Annotated in this window: 16 protein-coding genes and 5 tRNA genes; all 21 read left to right on the plus strand. The window is 52.7% G+C overall.

Going from position 1 to position 15556, the window contains the following annotated elements; genetic code table 11:
- Positions 1 to 18: 18 nt before the first annotated feature.
- Positions 19 to 819 (plus strand): S-methyl-5'-thioadenosine phosphorylase, encoded by an 801-nt coding sequence (locus JJE36_01695; GenBank protein ID MBK5211029.1) that lies wholly within the window; start codon positions 19 to 21, stop codon positions 817 to 819.
- Positions 820 to 944: 125 nt separating this feature from the next.
- The gene (gene tatA, locus JJE36_01700; GenBank protein MBK5211030.1) at positions 945 to 1190 is read left to right on the plus strand and encodes a twin-arginine translocase TatA/TatE family subunit; all 246 of its coding nucleotides are present in this window, start codon (positions 945 to 947) and stop codon (positions 1188 to 1190) included.
- A 214-nt stretch (positions 1191 to 1404) separates the two neighbouring features.
- Positions 1405 to 1884 (plus strand): transcription elongation factor GreA, encoded by a 480-nt coding sequence (gene greA, locus JJE36_01705; GenBank protein MBK5211031.1) that lies wholly within the window; start codon positions 1405 to 1407, stop codon positions 1882 to 1884.
- A 9-nt stretch (positions 1885 to 1893) separates the two neighbouring features.
- Positions 1894 to 3399, plus strand: a complete 1506-nt coding sequence (gene lysS, locus JJE36_01710; protein ID MBK5211032.1) for a lysine--tRNA ligase — start codon at positions 1894 to 1896, stop codon at positions 3397 to 3399.
- Between the two features lie 171 nt (positions 3400 to 3570).
- Positions 3571 to 6111, plus strand: a complete 2541-nt coding sequence (locus JJE36_01715; protein ID MBK5211033.1) for an ATP-dependent Clp protease ATP-binding subunit — start codon at positions 3571 to 3573, stop codon at positions 6109 to 6111.
- Positions 6112 to 7425, plus strand: a complete 1314-nt coding sequence (gene radA, locus JJE36_01720; GenBank protein ID MBK5211034.1) for a DNA repair protein RadA — start codon at positions 6112 to 6114, stop codon at positions 7423 to 7425.
- An 11-nt stretch (positions 7426 to 7436) separates the two neighbouring features.
- Positions 7437 to 8171, plus strand: a complete 735-nt coding sequence (gene ispD / locus JJE36_01725; protein ID MBK5211035.1) for a 2-C-methyl-D-erythritol 4-phosphate cytidylyltransferase — start codon at positions 7437 to 7439, stop codon at positions 8169 to 8171.
- 12 nt (positions 8172 to 8183) lie between these two features.
- Positions 8184 to 8663, plus strand: a complete 480-nt coding sequence (locus tag JJE36_01730) for a 2-C-methyl-D-erythritol 2,4-cyclodiphosphate synthase (GenBank protein ID MBK5211036.1) — start codon at positions 8184 to 8186, stop codon at positions 8661 to 8663.
- An 18-nt stretch (positions 8664 to 8681) separates the two neighbouring features.
- Positions 8682 to 9404, plus strand: coding sequence for a serine O-acetyltransferase (gene cysE, locus JJE36_01735; GenBank protein MBK5211037.1), 723 nt, complete (start codon positions 8682 to 8684; stop codon positions 9402 to 9404).
- A 4-nt stretch (positions 9405 to 9408) separates the two neighbouring features.
- Positions 9409 to 10899, plus strand: coding sequence for a cysteine--tRNA ligase (locus JJE36_01740; protein MBK5211038.1), 1491 nt, complete (start codon positions 9409 to 9411; stop codon positions 10897 to 10899).
- 122 nt (positions 10900 to 11021) lie between these two features.
- Positions 11022 to 11726, plus strand: a complete 705-nt coding sequence (gene rlmB, locus JJE36_01745; protein ID MBK5211039.1) for a 23S rRNA (guanosine(2251)-2'-O)-methyltransferase RlmB — start codon at positions 11022 to 11024, stop codon at positions 11724 to 11726.
- 40 nt (positions 11727 to 11766) lie between these two features.
- A complete protein-coding gene (locus JJE36_01750) occupies positions 11767 to 12279 on the plus strand; it encodes an NYN domain-containing protein (protein ID MBK5211040.1) in 513 nt (170 codons plus the stop codon).
- A complete protein-coding gene (locus JJE36_01755) occupies positions 12266 to 12826 on the plus strand; it encodes a sigma-70 family RNA polymerase sigma factor (protein MBK5211041.1) in 561 nt (186 codons plus the stop codon). Before JJE36_01750 ends, JJE36_01755 begins: the two co-directional genes overlap by 14 nt.
- Before the next feature lie 72 nt (positions 12827 to 12898).
- Positions 12899 to 12974, plus strand: a tRNA-Thr gene (locus JJE36_01760).
- A 273-nt stretch (positions 12975 to 13247) separates the two neighbouring features.
- Positions 13248 to 13332: transfer RNA gene (locus JJE36_01765), tRNA-Tyr, on the plus strand.
- A 3-nt stretch (positions 13333 to 13335) separates the two neighbouring features.
- Positions 13336 to 13411 (plus strand) — tRNA-Thr (locus JJE36_01770).
- Positions 13412 to 13444: 33 nt separating this feature from the next.
- Positions 13445 to 13522: transfer RNA gene (locus JJE36_01775), tRNA-Met, on the plus strand.
- A gap of 95 nt (positions 13523 to 13617) precedes the next feature.
- On the plus strand, positions 13618 to 14802 hold the full coding sequence (gene tuf / locus JJE36_01780) for an elongation factor Tu (protein ID MBK5211042.1): 1185 nt from the start codon (positions 13618 to 13620) through the stop codon (positions 14800 to 14802).
- Positions 14803 to 14968: 166 nt separating this feature from the next.
- Entirely contained in the window at positions 14969 to 15118 is a 150-nt protein-coding gene (gene rpmG / locus JJE36_01785; protein ID MBK5211043.1) for a 50S ribosomal protein L33, read from the plus strand.
- 16 nt (positions 15119 to 15134) lie between these two features.
- Positions 15135 to 15211: transfer RNA gene (locus tag JJE36_01790), tRNA-Trp, on the plus strand.
- A 67-nt stretch (positions 15212 to 15278) separates the two neighbouring features.
- On the plus strand, positions 15279 to 15554 hold the full coding sequence (secE, locus tag JJE36_01795; protein MBK5211044.1) for a preprotein translocase subunit SecE: 276 nt from the start codon (positions 15279 to 15281) through the stop codon (positions 15552 to 15554).
- The last annotated feature ends 2 nt before the right edge of the window (positions 15555 to 15556 follow it).

The raw sequence follows: 15556 nt of genomic DNA on the forward strand, positions 1-15556 counted from the left end.
CAGGTTGAAAGGAATCTCATGTTCAACGATGTACCGCAGATTGATATCGGAGTTTTCGGCGGCAGTGGTTTTTACGATTTGTTGGATTCTGCACAAGAGTATAAAGTCCATACCCCCTATGGCGCCCCTTCTTCGACGGTCATGGTCGGTGAAATCGGTGGGAAAAAAGTCGGGTTCATCCCTCGCCACAACAAGGAGCACGGCATTCCTCCGCACTTGATCAACTACAGAGCGAATATGTATGCCATGCATCTCATGGGGGCGAAACGCGTTCTCGGACCGAGTGCCAGCGGTTCGCTGCAGGCCCATGTCAAGCCGGGCGATTTTGTCATCGTCGACCAATTCGTCGATCGCACGTGTTGCCGCGCAGATACGTTTTATGAGTCTCAACGGGTGACGCATGTGTCCTCGGCTGATCCGTACTGCCCCGAACTCAGGCGAATCGCAATCGACAATTGTAAAAAGCTCGACATTCCCGTGCATGAAACCGGAACGGTCGTCGTCGTCAACGGTCCGCGTTTTTCGACACGCGCCGAGTCGAAATGGTTTGCAAATCAGGGGTGGGAAGTGATCAACATGACTCAGTATCCCGAGGGTTATCTTGCCCGAGAGCTTGAGATTTGTTATGTCAACATTGCGTTGATAACCGACTACGACGCGGGTGTCGACAGCGCCGACGCAGTGGTCAACTCCGATGTCGCTCGTGTATTCGCGGATAACCTCGATAAACTCAAGAACTTGCTTGATGCGATGATTCCCGAGATTCCCGTCGAGCGCACTTGCATTTGTTCGACGGCGCTCGAGTTCGCCGAGATGTAGGTTTTGAATTACCGCTTAAGAGGGAAAACCGACTCGTCGGGTGGTGTTCGGACGGTTTTTAAGGTATTCTTCGTAGTCGTACAAAGTTGTGCAAGTATTCGTTTCGTTTTGATGGAGGTATTCATATGCCATTTACTGGTGGAATAGGCGCACCTGAACTTATTATCATTCTAGTGGTCGTCCTGGTTCTCTTCGGGCCGAAACAGCTTCCTAAGCTCGGTAAGATGTTTGGAAAAACTGTGAAAGAGGCTCGTAAGGGAATGGATTCTTTTAACGATGAAATGAAGACCGAAGAAACCGCTGAGGTCGAAGATACGCCCGCCGCGGCGAAGGAAGCCGATACTTCGGATTCTTCCAAGGAAGCCAAGTAGCTGATTTTCGCGTGGAAACGGCATTATGCATGATTTCGCACGAGGTCAAGTGATTTTATAAACTATTCGGCACTTTTATTGATGAGTTGCTATAATGAGTGGAACTTTATGAATGAAAAGCGGGCTGTCCATACAGGGCGGCCCGCACAGTTGCACAATGAGGAACTTTGCCGATGCGGCGCATCAAGCTTTGCGTATAGGGGTGTAAAAGAATATGACTCAAGATTTCATACTTACTGCTGAAGGAAAGAAAAAGCTCGAAGATGAGCTTTCGAATCTTGTGAATGTCGTGCGCGGTGAAGTAATCGAGCGCATCAAAGAGGCCAAAAGTTTCGGGGATCTTTCCGAAAATTCAGAATATGACGAGGCGAAAAAAGCCCAGGGGATGAGCGAAGGTCGCATACAAGAGATTACCCAGATTCTTGAAAACGCTTCGATCGTCGAAGTGCCGAAGCGTATCACACGCGTGTCTGTGGGCACCGAAGCGGTTATCGAAGATGTGGACGGTAAAGCCACCATCACCGTCAAAATAGTCGGAACCGCCGAGTGCAATCCGGCGGATATGGAAATCAGCAACGAATCTCCCATAGGCTCGGCACTCATCGGCTTGAAAAAGGACGAAATCGCGGAGGTCGACACCCCTGCGGGCCATAAGAGCTATAAGGTAGTATCCATTAAAGCAATCAAGAGGTAGTGACACATAATGCCAGAAGATAGAGTTGATTCGCGACAGGCACCCGATTGCGAGGACCCTATGACGGTTCGTAAGAATAAAGTCGGAGAGTTGCGAGAAGCAGGAATCCAACCTTATGCGAGCGGATACATCCCCGATTCGCGCTCTGGCGATCTCAATGAGAAATACGTCGATTTGGAAAACGATGTCGAAACTCCCGATATCGTCACCGTCGCGGGACGTCTTGTGGCAAAAAGGAACCAAGGTAAAATGGGCTTCTATGTCATCCGTGACGCGCAAGGTGATTTGCAACTGTTCGTTCGGAAGAACATTCTCGGTGATGAAGAATACGAAGAGGCCAAGAATCTCGATCTCGGTGATTGGATTTTTGCGCGCGGCAACGTCGTTCGCAGCCGCCGCGGTGAGCTTTCGATTCAGCCGACGGAAATCGTTTTGCTGTCGAAGTCCTTGCGACCGCTCCCCGAGAAATTCCACGGTCTTACCGATAGGGAAACCCGCTATCGTCAACGCTATATCGATTTGATCGCAAATCCCGAAGTCCACACCACTTTCGTCACGCGCTTCAGAATCATTTCGGCAATCAGAGAATTCATGAATGCGAGAGGCTATCTCGAGGTCGAGACACCTATGCTGCAGCCGATTCCCGGCGGAGCGACCGCCCGTCCTTTCGTAACCCATCACAATGCGCTCAATATGCCCTTGTATTTGCGTATCGCACCTGAGCTCTATCTCAAGCGCCTTCTCGTCGGCGGTTTCGAGAAGGTTTACGAAATCAACCGATCATTTAGAAATGAAGGAATGTCTGTACGCCACAATCCGGAATTCACCATGATCGAGGCATACCAGGCGTTCGGCAATATGGAATCCATGATGGAGCTCGTCGAGTCTCTCATCGTTCATGCGGCGCAAACGGTACTCGGGATCACCGAAGTCGAGTACCAAGGAATGCACGTGTCACTCAGCGGGCCTTGGCGTCGCGCGAAGCTGGCCGATTTGGTGAGTGAAAAGGTCGGTCACGCCATCGATGTGCATACGCCTCGCGAGGAGTTGGTGGCGCTCTGCGAGAAGTTCGATGTCTTCTTCGAGGACTCATACGGAGCCGGCAAGCTTCTTCTCGAACTTTTCGAAAAGCTCGTCGAGGCGACGATTATCGAACCGACGTTCGTCTACGAGTATCCCGCCGAAGTGTCTCCGCTTTCCCGTCGCAACGACGCGGATCCCGATGTGGTCGATCGATTCGAACTCTTTATAACCGGTCGTGAATTCGCCAACGCATTCTCCGAGCTCAACGATCCCATCGATCAGCGCGAGCGTTTCGAAGCCCAAGCCGCCGCCAAAGATGCCGGCGATGAAGAGGCCATGTGGGTGGATGAAGATTATCTGCGCGCGCAAGAGTACGGCATGCCTCCCGCCGGAGGAATGGGCATCGGTATCGACCGCCTCGTCATGTTGTTGACGGACTCTCCCTCCATTCGCGATGTTTTACTCTTTCCTCACATGCGACCGGAAGCATAACGCTTTATCCATACGGTGGCATTTCACGATGTGTGACCTTACCATGGGCGGACTTCAAGTGTCCTCCGGTAAGGGTATACTTATTTCTACCAATCGTTTTAACGTCGGCGTACCTTGTCGCAAGCTTTCGGCGGGCGCGGGGATACGCTCTGAATAAAAGTAGGTGAGCCCATGTTCGAAAGGTTTACAAAAGAGGCGCGGAGAGCAATCGTTCAGTCGAAGGACGCCGCACAGAATCTCAAGCAATACTATGTCGGCACAGAGCATCTCTTGCTCGGATTGCTCAACGACAGCGACGGCATTGTGGTCGAATTGCTCTCCGACGCCAATGTTTCCGCAAATGACGTGCGGGATGCCATTTACGATCTCGTTCCGACCGAGTCGGATTTGCCGACCGATGAAATTCCCTTCACGCCACGGGCGAAAGAGGTTCTCGAACTTTCTTTCGAGGAGGCGCTTCAGTTCGGGCACTCCTACATCGGTCCCGAGCATATTTTGCTGGCGCTCTTACGCGAAGGTGAGGGTGTGGCGGCACACGTTTTGCAGGATTTCGGAGTCGATCTGATAGCTTTGCGGGAAAACGTCGTGGAGATCACGTCGATGACACGCCCCGGCGGAGGTTTTCGCAATCGCGCGAGCAACGGTGCGAGACGCATGAGTATGCTCGACGAGTACGGTCAGAATCTCACGCGTCAGGCGGTCGACGGTGAGCTCGACCCCGTCATCGGCCGTGTTCGAGAAATCGATCGCGTCGTTCAAATTTTATCGCGTCGAACTAAGAACAACCCTATACTCATCGGGGATCCCGGTGTCGGCAAAACGGCGATAGTCGAGGGCATCGCTCAGCTTATCGCGGCTGATTTGGTTCCGGAAACACTGCAGGGTAAACAGCTCTATACGCTCGATTTGACCGGTATGGTCGCCGGATCGAAATATCGCGGTGAATTCGAAGAGCGGATGCGCCACGTCATCGAAGAGATCAAAGCGCGCGGAGATGTCATCATCTTCATCGATGAAATCCATACCCTGGTCGGTGCGGGTTCGGCTGAAGGCTCAATCGACGGAGCGAATATCCTCAAGCCTGCTTTGACGCGCGGGGATCTTCAGACCATCGGTGCAACGACGCTTGACGAGTACAGAAAATATTTTGAAAAAGACGCGGCACTCGAGCGCAGATTCCAGCCGATTCAAGTGCTTGAGCCGTCCACGGCCGAATCGTTTGAAATATTGAAAGGACTTCGACCGCGGTATGAAGCTTTTCATATGGTTCGCTATTCCGACGAAGCATTGAAATCTGCAATTCAGCTCGCCGATCGCTACATTCAAGATCGCTACATGCCCGATAAGGCGATTGATTTAATCGATGAAGCAGGAGCGAAAATGCGTATCGAGCATTCGACGATGCCCGACGACATTCGTGAACTGGATGAAAAAATAAAAGAGCTTCAGGGCAAAAAGGAAGAAGCCATCAACGGCCAAAAGTATGAGCGGGCAGCAAAGATCCGTGATGAAGAGCGTAAAGTCAGCATGAATCGTCGCATGCTTTTCGAGAATTGGAAAAAGTCGGAAGCGGCCAACCCAGCGACCATCACACCCAAAGAAATCGCGCAGGTGTTGAGCGTGTGGACGGGTATTCCGGTGACGGAACTCTCCGAAGAGGAGATCACGCGTCTGCTCAATATGGAGTCTGAGATACATAAGCGTGTCGTCGGGCAAGATGATGCGGTTAAGAAGGTTTCACGCGCCATACGGCGTGCTCGTGCCGGCCTGAAAGATCCGCGCCGTCCTTCCGGTTCGTTTTTGTTCCTCGGACCCTCGGGCGTCGGCAAAACAGAATTGGCAAAAGCGGTCGCCGAGGTGGTTTTCGGTTCCGAAGATGCACTGATATCGCTTGATATGAGCGAGTACATGGAAAAGCACACCGTATCTCGCATGGTCGGTGCTCCTCCCGGGTATATCGGTTTCGAAGAGGGCGGACAGTTGACCGAACGTGTTCGGCGTCGTCCCTACAGCGTTATTTTGCTCGATGAAATCGAGAAAGCGCATCCCGATGTGTTCAACATTCTCTTGCAGATATTCGAAGAAGGTCGCCTGACCGACTCTCAAGGACGTAAAGTCGATTTCAAGAACACCATTATCATCATGACGAGTAATATCGGAGCTCGCAGCATCACGAAAGGTACTTCGCTCGGTTTCTCGATGAACAAGAACGAGTTCGATAACAATGCGCTCAAAGGAAAAATTTCCGGTGAACTCAAGGAACTGTTCAGGCCGGAGTTCCTCAATCGTCTCGATGAAATCGTGGTGTTCGATTCTCTTTCACAAAAAGAAATCGTCGAAATCGTTGATATCATGCTGGCGGCGACTCGCAAACAACTCGCCACGCACGGGCTCTTACTCGAAATGAGCAAGAGCGCACGGGAGTTTTTGGCAAAAGATGGCTACAATCCTGCTTCCGGTGCACGTCCGCTTCGGCGCGCCATACAACGGCAGGTCGAAGATACACTGTCGGAAGAGATACTCGAAGGCAAATGGGTGACCGGCGATGTGATTCGCGCGAGTGTCAAAGGCGAAAAGCTCAAGTTCAATAAAGTGAAGGGCGCTCAGGGAATCGAGCCTCAGCTCAATGACGATCACGATGCTCCCGTATCTTTGGCACCGGTTCTCGCCGCATCCAACGTGGGTCCGTCACCGAGTGAAGCCGGAGCATAGATGGCGCATAAGACGCGGAGCATATGGCGTTGCCAGAACTGCGGTGCCATGTCTCCGCGTTGGGTCGGTCGGTGCTCTGAGTGCGGCGAGTTCGGCACCATAGTCGAAGAAGCCGAAGAAGTTTCCGGTGAGCAGAAAAAGTCCGCCCATAAAGGCGGACGGGTTGTTGCGCTTACGGATGCAACGAGCAAGAATTCTCAGCGTATGCAGACCGGCATCAATGAGTTCGACCGTGTGTTGGGCGGCGGACTTGTAAAAGGTTCTCTGACGTTGTTGAGCGGGTATCCCGGTGTCGGGAAATCGACTCTTCTTTTGCAGATGGCCGGTAAAATCGCTCAAGCCGGAAAGAATGTCTTATATGCGTGCGGCGAAGAATCCGTCGAGCAAGTGGGGTTGCGGGCGCACAGGCTCGGCCTCAAAGATGAGCCCATAGGGCTTCTCGCCGAAGTCGATGTGGACACAATCATTGCAACTGCGCTTTCACAACGTCCCGATATCTTGATTGTCGATTCGATTCAAACGGCGTTTACCGCCGAGCTATCGGGAGCCCCCGGCAGTGTCGGACAAGTCCGGGCCTGCGCGTCCGCGTTGATGCGTCTTGCCAAGGAACATGCTATTACGACGATTCTCGTCGGGCATGTCACGAAGGACGGGTCGATTGCCGGCCCGCGCGTGCTCGAACATATGGTCGATACCGTTTTGAACTTCGAGGGAGATAAAGACAATCTCTATCGTATAGTCCGCGCCGGAAAGAATCGTTTCGCCTCGACCAGCGAAATCGGCATTTTCGAGATGACGGGGGAAGGCCTTCTTCCCGTGCAGTCGCCCTCTCAAGCGTTTATCGAACGGCATGATGAGCCCATATCGGGTTCGGTGTATTTTGCGAGTTGCGAAGGAACGCGACCGTTGATCGTCGAGGTGCAAGCGCTCGTCACGAAAAGTTATCTTCCCGTTCCGCGCAGGCTGGCAAACGGTATCGATACCAGTCGGCTTTTGCAGGTGATAGCCGTGCTCGAACGTCGATCGGGCGTATCTTTTGCCAATAGGGACGTGATCGTATCGATTGCCGGCGGAGTGAGAATTTCTGAGCCCGCCGTCGATCTCGCTTTGGCACTGGCGCTTATTTCGGCGCAAAAAGACAGTGCGCTCGAGATAGACGCCGTCGCTTTCGGCGAAATATCTTTGACAGGTAAAATTCGTCGTGCCCCGTTGGCCGCTTCGCGCGAAAAAGAAGCACAGAGCATCGGATTTTCGACAATCTATTCCAGCAAACGAATTGATTCTGTCTCAGACTGCGCAAAGCTATTCAAGTAGAATCGAGCACCATGGGCGGAGACAATCGACATAACAAACGTGATACCGTCGCGATTATAGCGGCCGGAGGCAATGGCACCCGACTGGACGCGTCCGGAGGCAAGCAACTCCTCGAAGTTGCCGGTAAGCCCGTGCTTTCATGGACCGTCGATGCGATTGCAGCGGCGGAGTCAGTCGATGAGGTTATCATCGCATGCGATCCGAAGCGCGTTGCCGAGTACGCCTCGGCTGTTTCTCGGTCGGTATCGACCCGAAAGAGAATAAGCTTCGTACCGGGTGGGCTGACAAGGCAGATGTCGGTTTACAGCGCGCTGCTTGAGGTTAAGTCGCATAGTATCGTCATAATTCACGATGGTGCGCGTCCGCTCATCGAACCTGAAGTCGTTGAAGAAGCCATTGAAACTTTGCGCGAGGGAAAAGCAGACGCCCTATCGGGCGTGGTCGTCGGGTACCCGACGATTGATACGATAAAAGCAGTCGACGAGAGTCTCATCATAACAAGCACTCCGGACAGGGCGACATTATGGAATGCCCAAACGCCCCAAGTGTTTTGGACGGATGAACTTTATGACGCATATGAGTATGCCCGAACGCACGGTGTAAAGGGAACTGACGACGCAAGCCTCATGGAGCAATTCGGTAAAAAAGTGGTCATGATCAAAGGTCCGCGTGATAATATCAAAATCACGCTTGAAGAAGACATAGCTTTCGCGCAAGGTATACTGGCTTTACGCGTACGAGAATAGGAAGCGGAGTTTATGTTGCGCATTGGACTTGGGTATGACGTTCATGCCTTTGCAAAGGGGAGAAAGCTTATTCTCGGGGGCGTGGAAATCGAGCACACACGTGGTCTGCTCGGGCACTCCGATGCGGATGTGCTCGCCCACGCGCTCGCTGATGCGATTCTCGGCGGTCTGCGCCAAGGGGACATCGGTAAACTTTTTCCCGATACCGACCCGCGGTATGAAAACGCGGATTCTTTGGTGTTACTTGCCCGTGTCGGGGGCCTCATGCGCGAGCTGGGGTTCGAGCTTGTCGATGCCGATTGCGTCGTCGTCGCGGAGGAGCCGAAACTGGCACCTTATCGAGAGGCGATGAGAGATAAGCTGAGTTGCGCCTTAGGTGTAAGCGTCGATAGGGTGGGGGTCAAGGCGACAACGACTGAAAAACTCGGTTTTGAAGGTCGGCAAGAAGGAATGGCTGCGCAAGCGGTCGTCTTGTTGAATAAGAATGACTAGAGAGCGGCTATTCGGATGATGTTGAAGACATTGCGCGAAGATATAGATGCGGTAAAACGACGCGACCCGGCGCATGCGAGCACATTTTCAATTATTCTCAATTATCCGGGGCTCCATGCTTTATGGGCCCATCGCATCAATCATGCAATACACACCGCCGGCTTGCATACTCTTGCTCGTTTCGGCTCGCAGTGCGTCCGGTTTTTCACCGGGATAGAAATCCACCCGGGTGCAACCATCGGAAAGAGATTGTTCATCGATCACGGTATGGGCGTCGTCATCGGAGAAACCACAATCATCGGGGACGATGTCACTCTCTACCAAGGGGTGACCCTGGGCGGAACGGGAAAAGAAACGGGGAAGCGTCATCCCACGCTCGGCGACAACGTCATCGTCGGAGTCGGAGCGGCCGTTCTCGGAGCGATAACCATCGGGGAAAGTAGCAAGGTCGGCGGTGGGGCGGTCGTCATCGATGATGTGCCGCCGAATTGCACCGTCGTCGGTGTACCGGGAAGAATTATCGTCTCCGACGGGCAACGTGTCGCCGAGGGTGCGGCGAAACGTCATGAGTCCCTGCCCGACCCGGTTGTCGAGATGATGCGCTGCATGAGTCAGCGTATCGAACATCTTGAAAAATATATCGCACATATGCGCAGCCTTGAGGTCGATGCGCTCGATCCGGAACCGTTTGTACCGATTGAGCCGTGCAAAGATGCCTTCGATGAAGAGGAGCAGCCGTAAACCCATGAGACTTTACAACACGCTGAGCCGCAAAAAGGAAGAGTTCATTCCGCGTGAAACCGGCAAGGTCGCGATGTATGTATGCGGTCCGACGGTCTATAACCACATACATTTGGGCAACGCGCGTACTTTCCTTTCGTTTGATACCATCCGTCGGTATCTTTTGTGGAAGGGGTACGATGTGACATTCATCCAAAATATCACCGATGTCGATGACAAAATAATCAAACGGTCGCAAGAAGAACATCGTTCTTTCGATGAGGTCGCCTCCGAATATGCGCAAGCATTCGTAGACATTATGGACGAGATCAACGTATTGCCTCCTACGCGTCGTCCGAAAGCAACCGAGACGATTCCGTCCATGATCGGTTTGATCGAGCGTCTCATCGAGTCCGATCACGCTTATACAATCGACGGCGACGTCTACTTTTCAGTCAGAAGTTTTCCGGCGTATGGCAAGCTCAGCGGACGCGATGTTAATGACATGCGCACCGGTACACGCATAGAAGTGGATGAACGTAAAGCGGATTCGCTGGATTTCGCGTTGTGGAAGAGCGCGAAGCCGGGGGAGCCGAGTTGGGAAAGCCCCTGGGGAAAAGGCCGTCCCGGTTGGCATATCGAGTGTTCGACAATGAGCGAGGCGGAACTCGGTTTGCCCCTCGACATTCACGGCGGCGGTGTCGATTTGGTTTTTCCCCATCATGAAAATGAAATCGCGCAGTCCGAAGCGGCCACCGGTAAACGGTTTTCCACCTACTGGATGCACGGGGGCATGCTTCAAGTCAATTCGGAAAAAATGAGCAAATCACTCAACAACTTTTTTCTTCTCAAAGATGTACTGAAAGATTATCCCACACCGGTTATTCGTCTTTTCATGCTGCAGACGCACTACAGAAGTCCCCTCGATTTCTCCGATGCTCGTCTCGAGGAGGCGAAAACGGCACTTGAGCGACTTGAGACTTTCGTGCGCAACGCGCAGTGGCTGGCCGCAAAGGAGCCCGTCGAAAGTGGCGCTCCGCAAGATGAGAAGACCACATTTGAAAAAGAGATTGCGAATGCGGTTGCTAAGTTCGAAACAGAAATGGATGATGATTTCAACACGGCGGGTGCACTCGGTGCGATTTTCGAACTTATGAAAGCGGGCAATACCTACATTGCCGATTATGAGCAGCGGATGGATAACCGCGATCGGTCGCTCATTGAAAATGCTGCAGCGCGGGCGGTCGATTTGCTCGATGTCCTCGGTGTCGAGATCGAAGTTCCGCACCCAAACGAAAGTGAGTATCCCCTCGAGGTCGTCTCGCTTGCGCGAGACAGCGGTGGGTATGTCGGAGACGATGCGGAAGAGGCAATCGAGAGTTTGCTCGCTACGCGCGCAACGGCACGAAGTGAGAAAGACTGGGCGGTGGCCGATGGAGTCCGAGACGGGTTGAGCGCTTTGGGGTTCACCATAGAAGATACGGCGGCCGGCGCTCGCGTCATATACAACGGCTGACGTCGGAGCAGAAGTTTCGTCTCGACGAACAAGCCCATCCCTTTCCGTAAGGTACAAGATTAAGGATTCTACTTGTGAACATTGAAGGACGTAACGCCGTCTACGAGGCTCTTCGCGCGCATATGACGATGGAAAAAATATTGATTGCGCAAGGGACGAAGCCGGACAAAACGCTCGATGACATCAAAAAGCGTGCGAACAAACTTCAGATCTCAATGAAAGAAGTTCGGAAGCAAGAACTGGATGCAATGAGTGACCACGGGGCGCACCAAGGCGTCATCGCGCTTGCCGCGCCGTTCAGATTCACCGCAATCGAAGAAATAATAAAGAGGACGAAAGATGCCCCCGATTCACTTGTGATAGTTCTCGACCACATCACCGACCCTGGAAATCTCGGAGCGATTGTGCGATCGGCCGAAGTGATCGGTGCTGCGGGAGTTGTCATTCCGAAACGTCGCATGGCTGCGATTTCTCCGGTTGCGTGGAAAGCCTCCGCCGGGGCATTCGCCCACGTAGCCGTCGCCCAAGAGACGAATGTCGCACGGGCATTGATCAAACTCAAAGACGGAGGATTCTGGGTGGCCGGCGCATCAGAGCACGCAACGCAGGATGTATGGCGGGCTCCGTTGAATGGCAAAATCGCTCTCGTCATGGGCTCCGAAGGTGAAGGCCTCGCTCGGCTCACACAGCAAACGTGCGATTTTCTCGTGAAATTGCCGCAGGTCGGAAATGTCGGATCGCTCAATGTCGCGCAGGCCACGACGGCGATTTCTTATGAGTGGCTGAGGCGTATTCAACTGAAGGCCGGGCAAAATGTCGGCGAGTAGGTAACAGGCAGATTTTTATTTTTTGAAAAGAGGTGGCTTCGTGAGACAACTCATCATCGATGGATATAATGTCATTTTGCAGGCCACGCCTTATTCTAAACTCGCCGAACGTGGCGATTTCGAACTCGCATGTGAGGCGCTGATTTCCGATGCGACCTCATTCGTCGGTCCGCAGTACAGGGTTACGGTCGTTTATGACGGTACGAATAACAAGTTCTCTACCGGTGAGCCTCAAAAAATCGGGGGGGTAACCGTCATCTATTCACCTTACGGACAAACGGCCGATACCGTCATCGAGAGACTTGCTCACGAGTATCGCGACAGGGGCGACGATGTCGAAGTCGTCACAAGCGACGAGCAGACCCAGCGAGCGGTCATGGGTGAGAGGATTGTGAGACGATCTTCACGCGAATTCATCGAGGAGCTCGGGGTGGGTTATTCCGAGTTTGCCGAGAACAAGGAGAGCTCACCGTATTCTAAGGTGACGCTTGGCCAAAGGATCAGTGCCGATGCCGTCGAGCTATTGAGAAAAATTCGCGATGGCGAAGTATAAGTATACCGATGAAGAACTTGCGATCGGTTCGCAAGGCGGAAATGAGAACTTTCGAAAGTTGCTCATCGCACGGTACAAGAAGGTAGTTCTTTGGCTCGTTTCACGTCATGTGCACGATGATTTTCTTCGCGAGGACATGTGCCAGGAAGCGCTTCTCGGGTTCATGCGCGCAATCGACACGTTCTCGTCAACGGTAGGAACGCAGTTCAACACTTACGCAACCGTCTGTGTCGACAATGCTCTCAAGTCTGCGCTTCGAAAACAGAAACAATATTTCCGAGAGCGATCCTATGAAGATAAAGACGTTCTCGACATGGATGAGATGGCGATTCCGGGTGGGGAGGATGCACTGTTTTCAACTTCGGTCGCTCAAGATATCCGCGAAGTCTTGGCGCAACGATTGAGCGAACTGGAATACGACGCTCTTTTTTATCGCGCCGAAGGGTATTCATATAAGGAAATCGCCGAGATGCTCGGGTGCGACGTGCGCGCGGTGGGCAACGCATTGACGCGCGCGAATAAAAAGGCGCGTGCCATCTTATCGTAATGTGCTTAAAACCGCTCGCGGGGTTGTCGCGCGGTGCTCTTTTCCGCTATACTTTTAACTCGCTTTGAAAAAGCCAACGTGGCGCAATTGGTAGCGCAACTGACTTGTAATCAGTAGGTTAGGGGTTCGAGTCCCCTCGTTGGCTCCATTTTAAGAAGTGATAGACCCGAACCGCTGAGGTACGGGTCTATTTTAATTTTCGAATTCGCGCATTCTTCACAGCTATTTTCACGGCGTAATCGTAAAGGAAGAAAGATCACGAGCACGCCGTGATATAGATACGCTCGGCACCGTGTGAAGTGTTGACATGCGTACATGTGTGCAGTAAACTTTGTTCCTGCTTGTGCCATATGGCGTGGTTTTTTACTCCTATGAAACAAGCGACGTACCTTGACAAGTGCACATATCAGGTTCTCTACATGGGGGTGTGCCCGAGTGGCTAAAGGGGACGGGCTGTAAACCCGTTGACTATGTCTTCGATGGTTCGAATCCATCCGCCCCCACCATGTGCCCACATAGCTCAGTCGGTAGAGCACTTCCTTGGTAAGGAAGAGGTCACCGGTTCAAATCCGGTTGTGGGCTCCATTGATCTGTATTCGCGTATCTGCGATTGCACTTGGCGGTGTAGCTCAGCTGGTTTAGAGCGCACGGTTCATACCCGTGAGGTCGCTGGTTCGAACCCAGCCACCGCTACCAGAAGTTAACGTCGAACAGGCGTTGAATAGATATTGAAGAGTAATTTTTATGAGAGGCGGCCTTGAGTCGCTAAGTCCCTTAAAGGAGGAGACACAATGGCAAAAAAGAAGTTCGAGCGTACTAAGCCGCACGTAAACATCGGTACAATCGGTCACGTTGACCACGGTAAGACCACTCTTACCGCAGCAATTACCAAGCGTCAGGCTGAAAAGGGATTAGCAGAGGCAACCCCCTTCGATCAAATCGATAAGGCGCCTGAAGAGCGCGAGCGCGGTATCACCATCTCAATCGCTCACGTCGAGTATGAGACCGAGACCCGTCACTACGCGCACGTCGACTGCCCGGGCCACGCCGACTATGTAAAGAACATGATTACCGGTGCTGCTCAGATGGACGGCGCGATTCTCGTAATCGCAGCGACAGACGGTCCTATGGCCCAGACTCGCGAGCATATCCTACTTGCTCGTCAAGTCGGCGTACCTCACATCGTCGTGTTCTTGAACAAGTGCGACATGGTGGACGACGAAGAGCTCATCGAGCTCGTCGAGATGGAAGTTCGCGAGCTCCTCGACCTCAATGGGTTCCCCGGTGACGACACTCCGATCATCCGCGGTTCCGCACTCAAGGCACTCGAAGGCGATCCCGAGTGGGAGAAGAAGATCGACGATCTCCTCGATGCAGTCGATACCTTCATTCCGCTACCTGAGCGCGATATCGAGAAGCCTTTCTTGATGGCTATCGAAGACGTATTCACCATCACCGGACGCGGTACCGTTGCAACCGGTCGTGTCGAGCGCGGCATCGTCAAAGTCGGAGAGGAAGTCGAAATCGTCGGAATCATGGACACTCAAAAGACCATCGTCACCGGTCTCGAGATGTTCCGCAAGCTCCTCGATCGTGCAGAGGCCGGCGACAACGTAGGTGTTCTTCTCCGCGGCACCAAGCGTGAGGACATCGAGCGCGGGCAGATTCTTTGCAAGCCGGGTTCAGTTACTCCTCACACCGTGTTCGAGGGCCAGGTTTACGTATTGACGAAGGAGGAAGGCGGACGTCACACTCCGTTCTTCGACGGATATCGTCCTCAGTTCTACTTCCGTACGACTGACATCACCGGTATCGCCCACCTTCCCGAGGGAACCGAAATGGTTATGCCCGGCGACAACGTTCTCGTTCGCGGCGAGCTCATTCACCCCATCGCCATGGAGGAAGGTCTCAAGTTCGCTATTCGCGAAGGCGGTCGTACCGTCGGTTCAGGTCGAGTGACGAAGATCATCAAATAGCAACCTAAGTACACTTGATTTATCGGGGTCCGGTCACTTCGATCTTGGCCGGACCCCTCTTTTGCCCCTCTCGAGCAGTTTGACAGTGCATGACTTTAAGGCTAATCTAGCCTTCCGCGTTAAAATGAGCACACGGTGAATTTTACGCGGTCCTTTAGGAGGACCAATGAGAACTTTGGTGACACTTGCTTGCGCGGATTGCAAGCGAAGAAATTACACCACTAAGAAGAATAAGCAGAACAATCCTGAGCGCATCGAGTTCAAGAAGTACTGCAAGTGGTGTCAGGGTCATACGGTACATAAAGAGACCCGCTAACTCGAAAAAGAGTCACAGGCCAGTAGCTCCAATTGGTAGAGCGCCGGTCTCCAAAACCGGATGCTGGGGGTTCGAGTCCCTCCTGGCCTGCCATCCTTTCGATGTATAATCTTCGAAGTGGTTAACCCGTACTAAGCGTTTTTATTTGATCGGAAGTATCATGGCAAAAAGTGCAGCGGCTGCAACCGCACCTGCAAAAAAAGGTAATGCGAAAAACACAGGCAAGAATCCTCAACCGGGTATCGGTGCTCGTTTCGTCGCTTACCTTAAAGGTGTACGCACGGAGCTCAAGCGTGTTATATGGCCTTCACGTGAAGAGGTCGTCAACTCGAGCATCGTTGTAGTGGTTACCTTGATATTTTTTGCGACATTCGCATTCCTAGTGGACTTTGTGGCCTCTAAGGCCATTTTGGGTCTGCGCGGTATAGTAGGGTAATT

The sequence above is a fragment of the Coriobacteriia bacterium genome, from assembly GCA_016649875.1.
Taxonomy (GTDB): domain Bacteria; phylum Actinomycetota; class Coriobacteriia; order WRKU01; family JAENWW01; genus JAENWW01.

What these genes read in the sequence shown, in the direction of transcription:
- JJE36_01695 (MBK5211029.1), top strand. Translation starts at nt 19, where the DNA reads ATGTTCAACGATGTACCGCAGATTGATATCGGAGTTTTCGGCGGCAGT.
- tatA (MBK5211030.1), top strand. Translation starts at nt 945, where the DNA reads ATGCCATTTACTGGTGGAATAGGCGCACCTGAACTTATTATCATTCTA.
- greA (MBK5211031.1), top strand. Translation starts at nt 1,405, where the DNA reads ATGACTCAAGATTTCATACTTACTGCTGAAGGAAAGAAAAAGCTCGAA.
- lysS (MBK5211032.1), top strand. Translation starts at nt 1,894, where the DNA reads ATGCCAGAAGATAGAGTTGATTCGCGACAGGCACCCGATTGCGAGGAC.
- JJE36_01715 (MBK5211033.1), top strand. Translation starts at nt 3,571, where the DNA reads ATGTTCGAAAGGTTTACAAAAGAGGCGCGGAGAGCAATCGTTCAGTCG.
- radA (MBK5211034.1), top strand. Translation starts at nt 6,112, where the DNA reads ATGGCGCATAAGACGCGGAGCATATGGCGTTGCCAGAACTGCGGTGCC.
- ispD (MBK5211035.1), top strand. Translation starts at nt 7,437, where the DNA reads ATGGGCGGAGACAATCGACATAACAAACGTGATACCGTCGCGATTATA.
- JJE36_01730 (MBK5211036.1), top strand. Translation starts at nt 8,184, where the DNA reads ATGTTGCGCATTGGACTTGGGTATGACGTTCATGCCTTTGCAAAGGGG.
- cysE (MBK5211037.1), top strand. Translation starts at nt 8,682, where the DNA reads ATGTTGAAGACATTGCGCGAAGATATAGATGCGGTAAAACGACGCGAC.
- JJE36_01740 (MBK5211038.1), top strand. Translation starts at nt 9,409, where the DNA reads ATGAGACTTTACAACACGCTGAGCCGCAAAAAGGAAGAGTTCATTCCG.
- rlmB (MBK5211039.1), top strand. Translation starts at nt 11,022, where the DNA reads ATGACGATGGAAAAAATATTGATTGCGCAAGGGACGAAGCCGGACAAA.
- JJE36_01755 (MBK5211041.1), top strand. Translation starts at nt 12,266, where the DNA reads ATGGCGAAGTATAAGTATACCGATGAAGAACTTGCGATCGGTTCGCAA.
- tuf (MBK5211042.1), top strand. Translation starts at nt 13,618, where the DNA reads ATGGCAAAAAAGAAGTTCGAGCGTACTAAGCCGCACGTAAACATCGGT.
- rpmG (MBK5211043.1), top strand. Translation starts at nt 14,969, where the DNA reads ATGAGAACTTTGGTGACACTTGCTTGCGCGGATTGCAAGCGAAGAAAT.
- secE (MBK5211044.1), top strand. Translation starts at nt 15,279, where the DNA reads ATGGCAAAAAGTGCAGCGGCTGCAACCGCACCTGCAAAAAAAGGTAAT.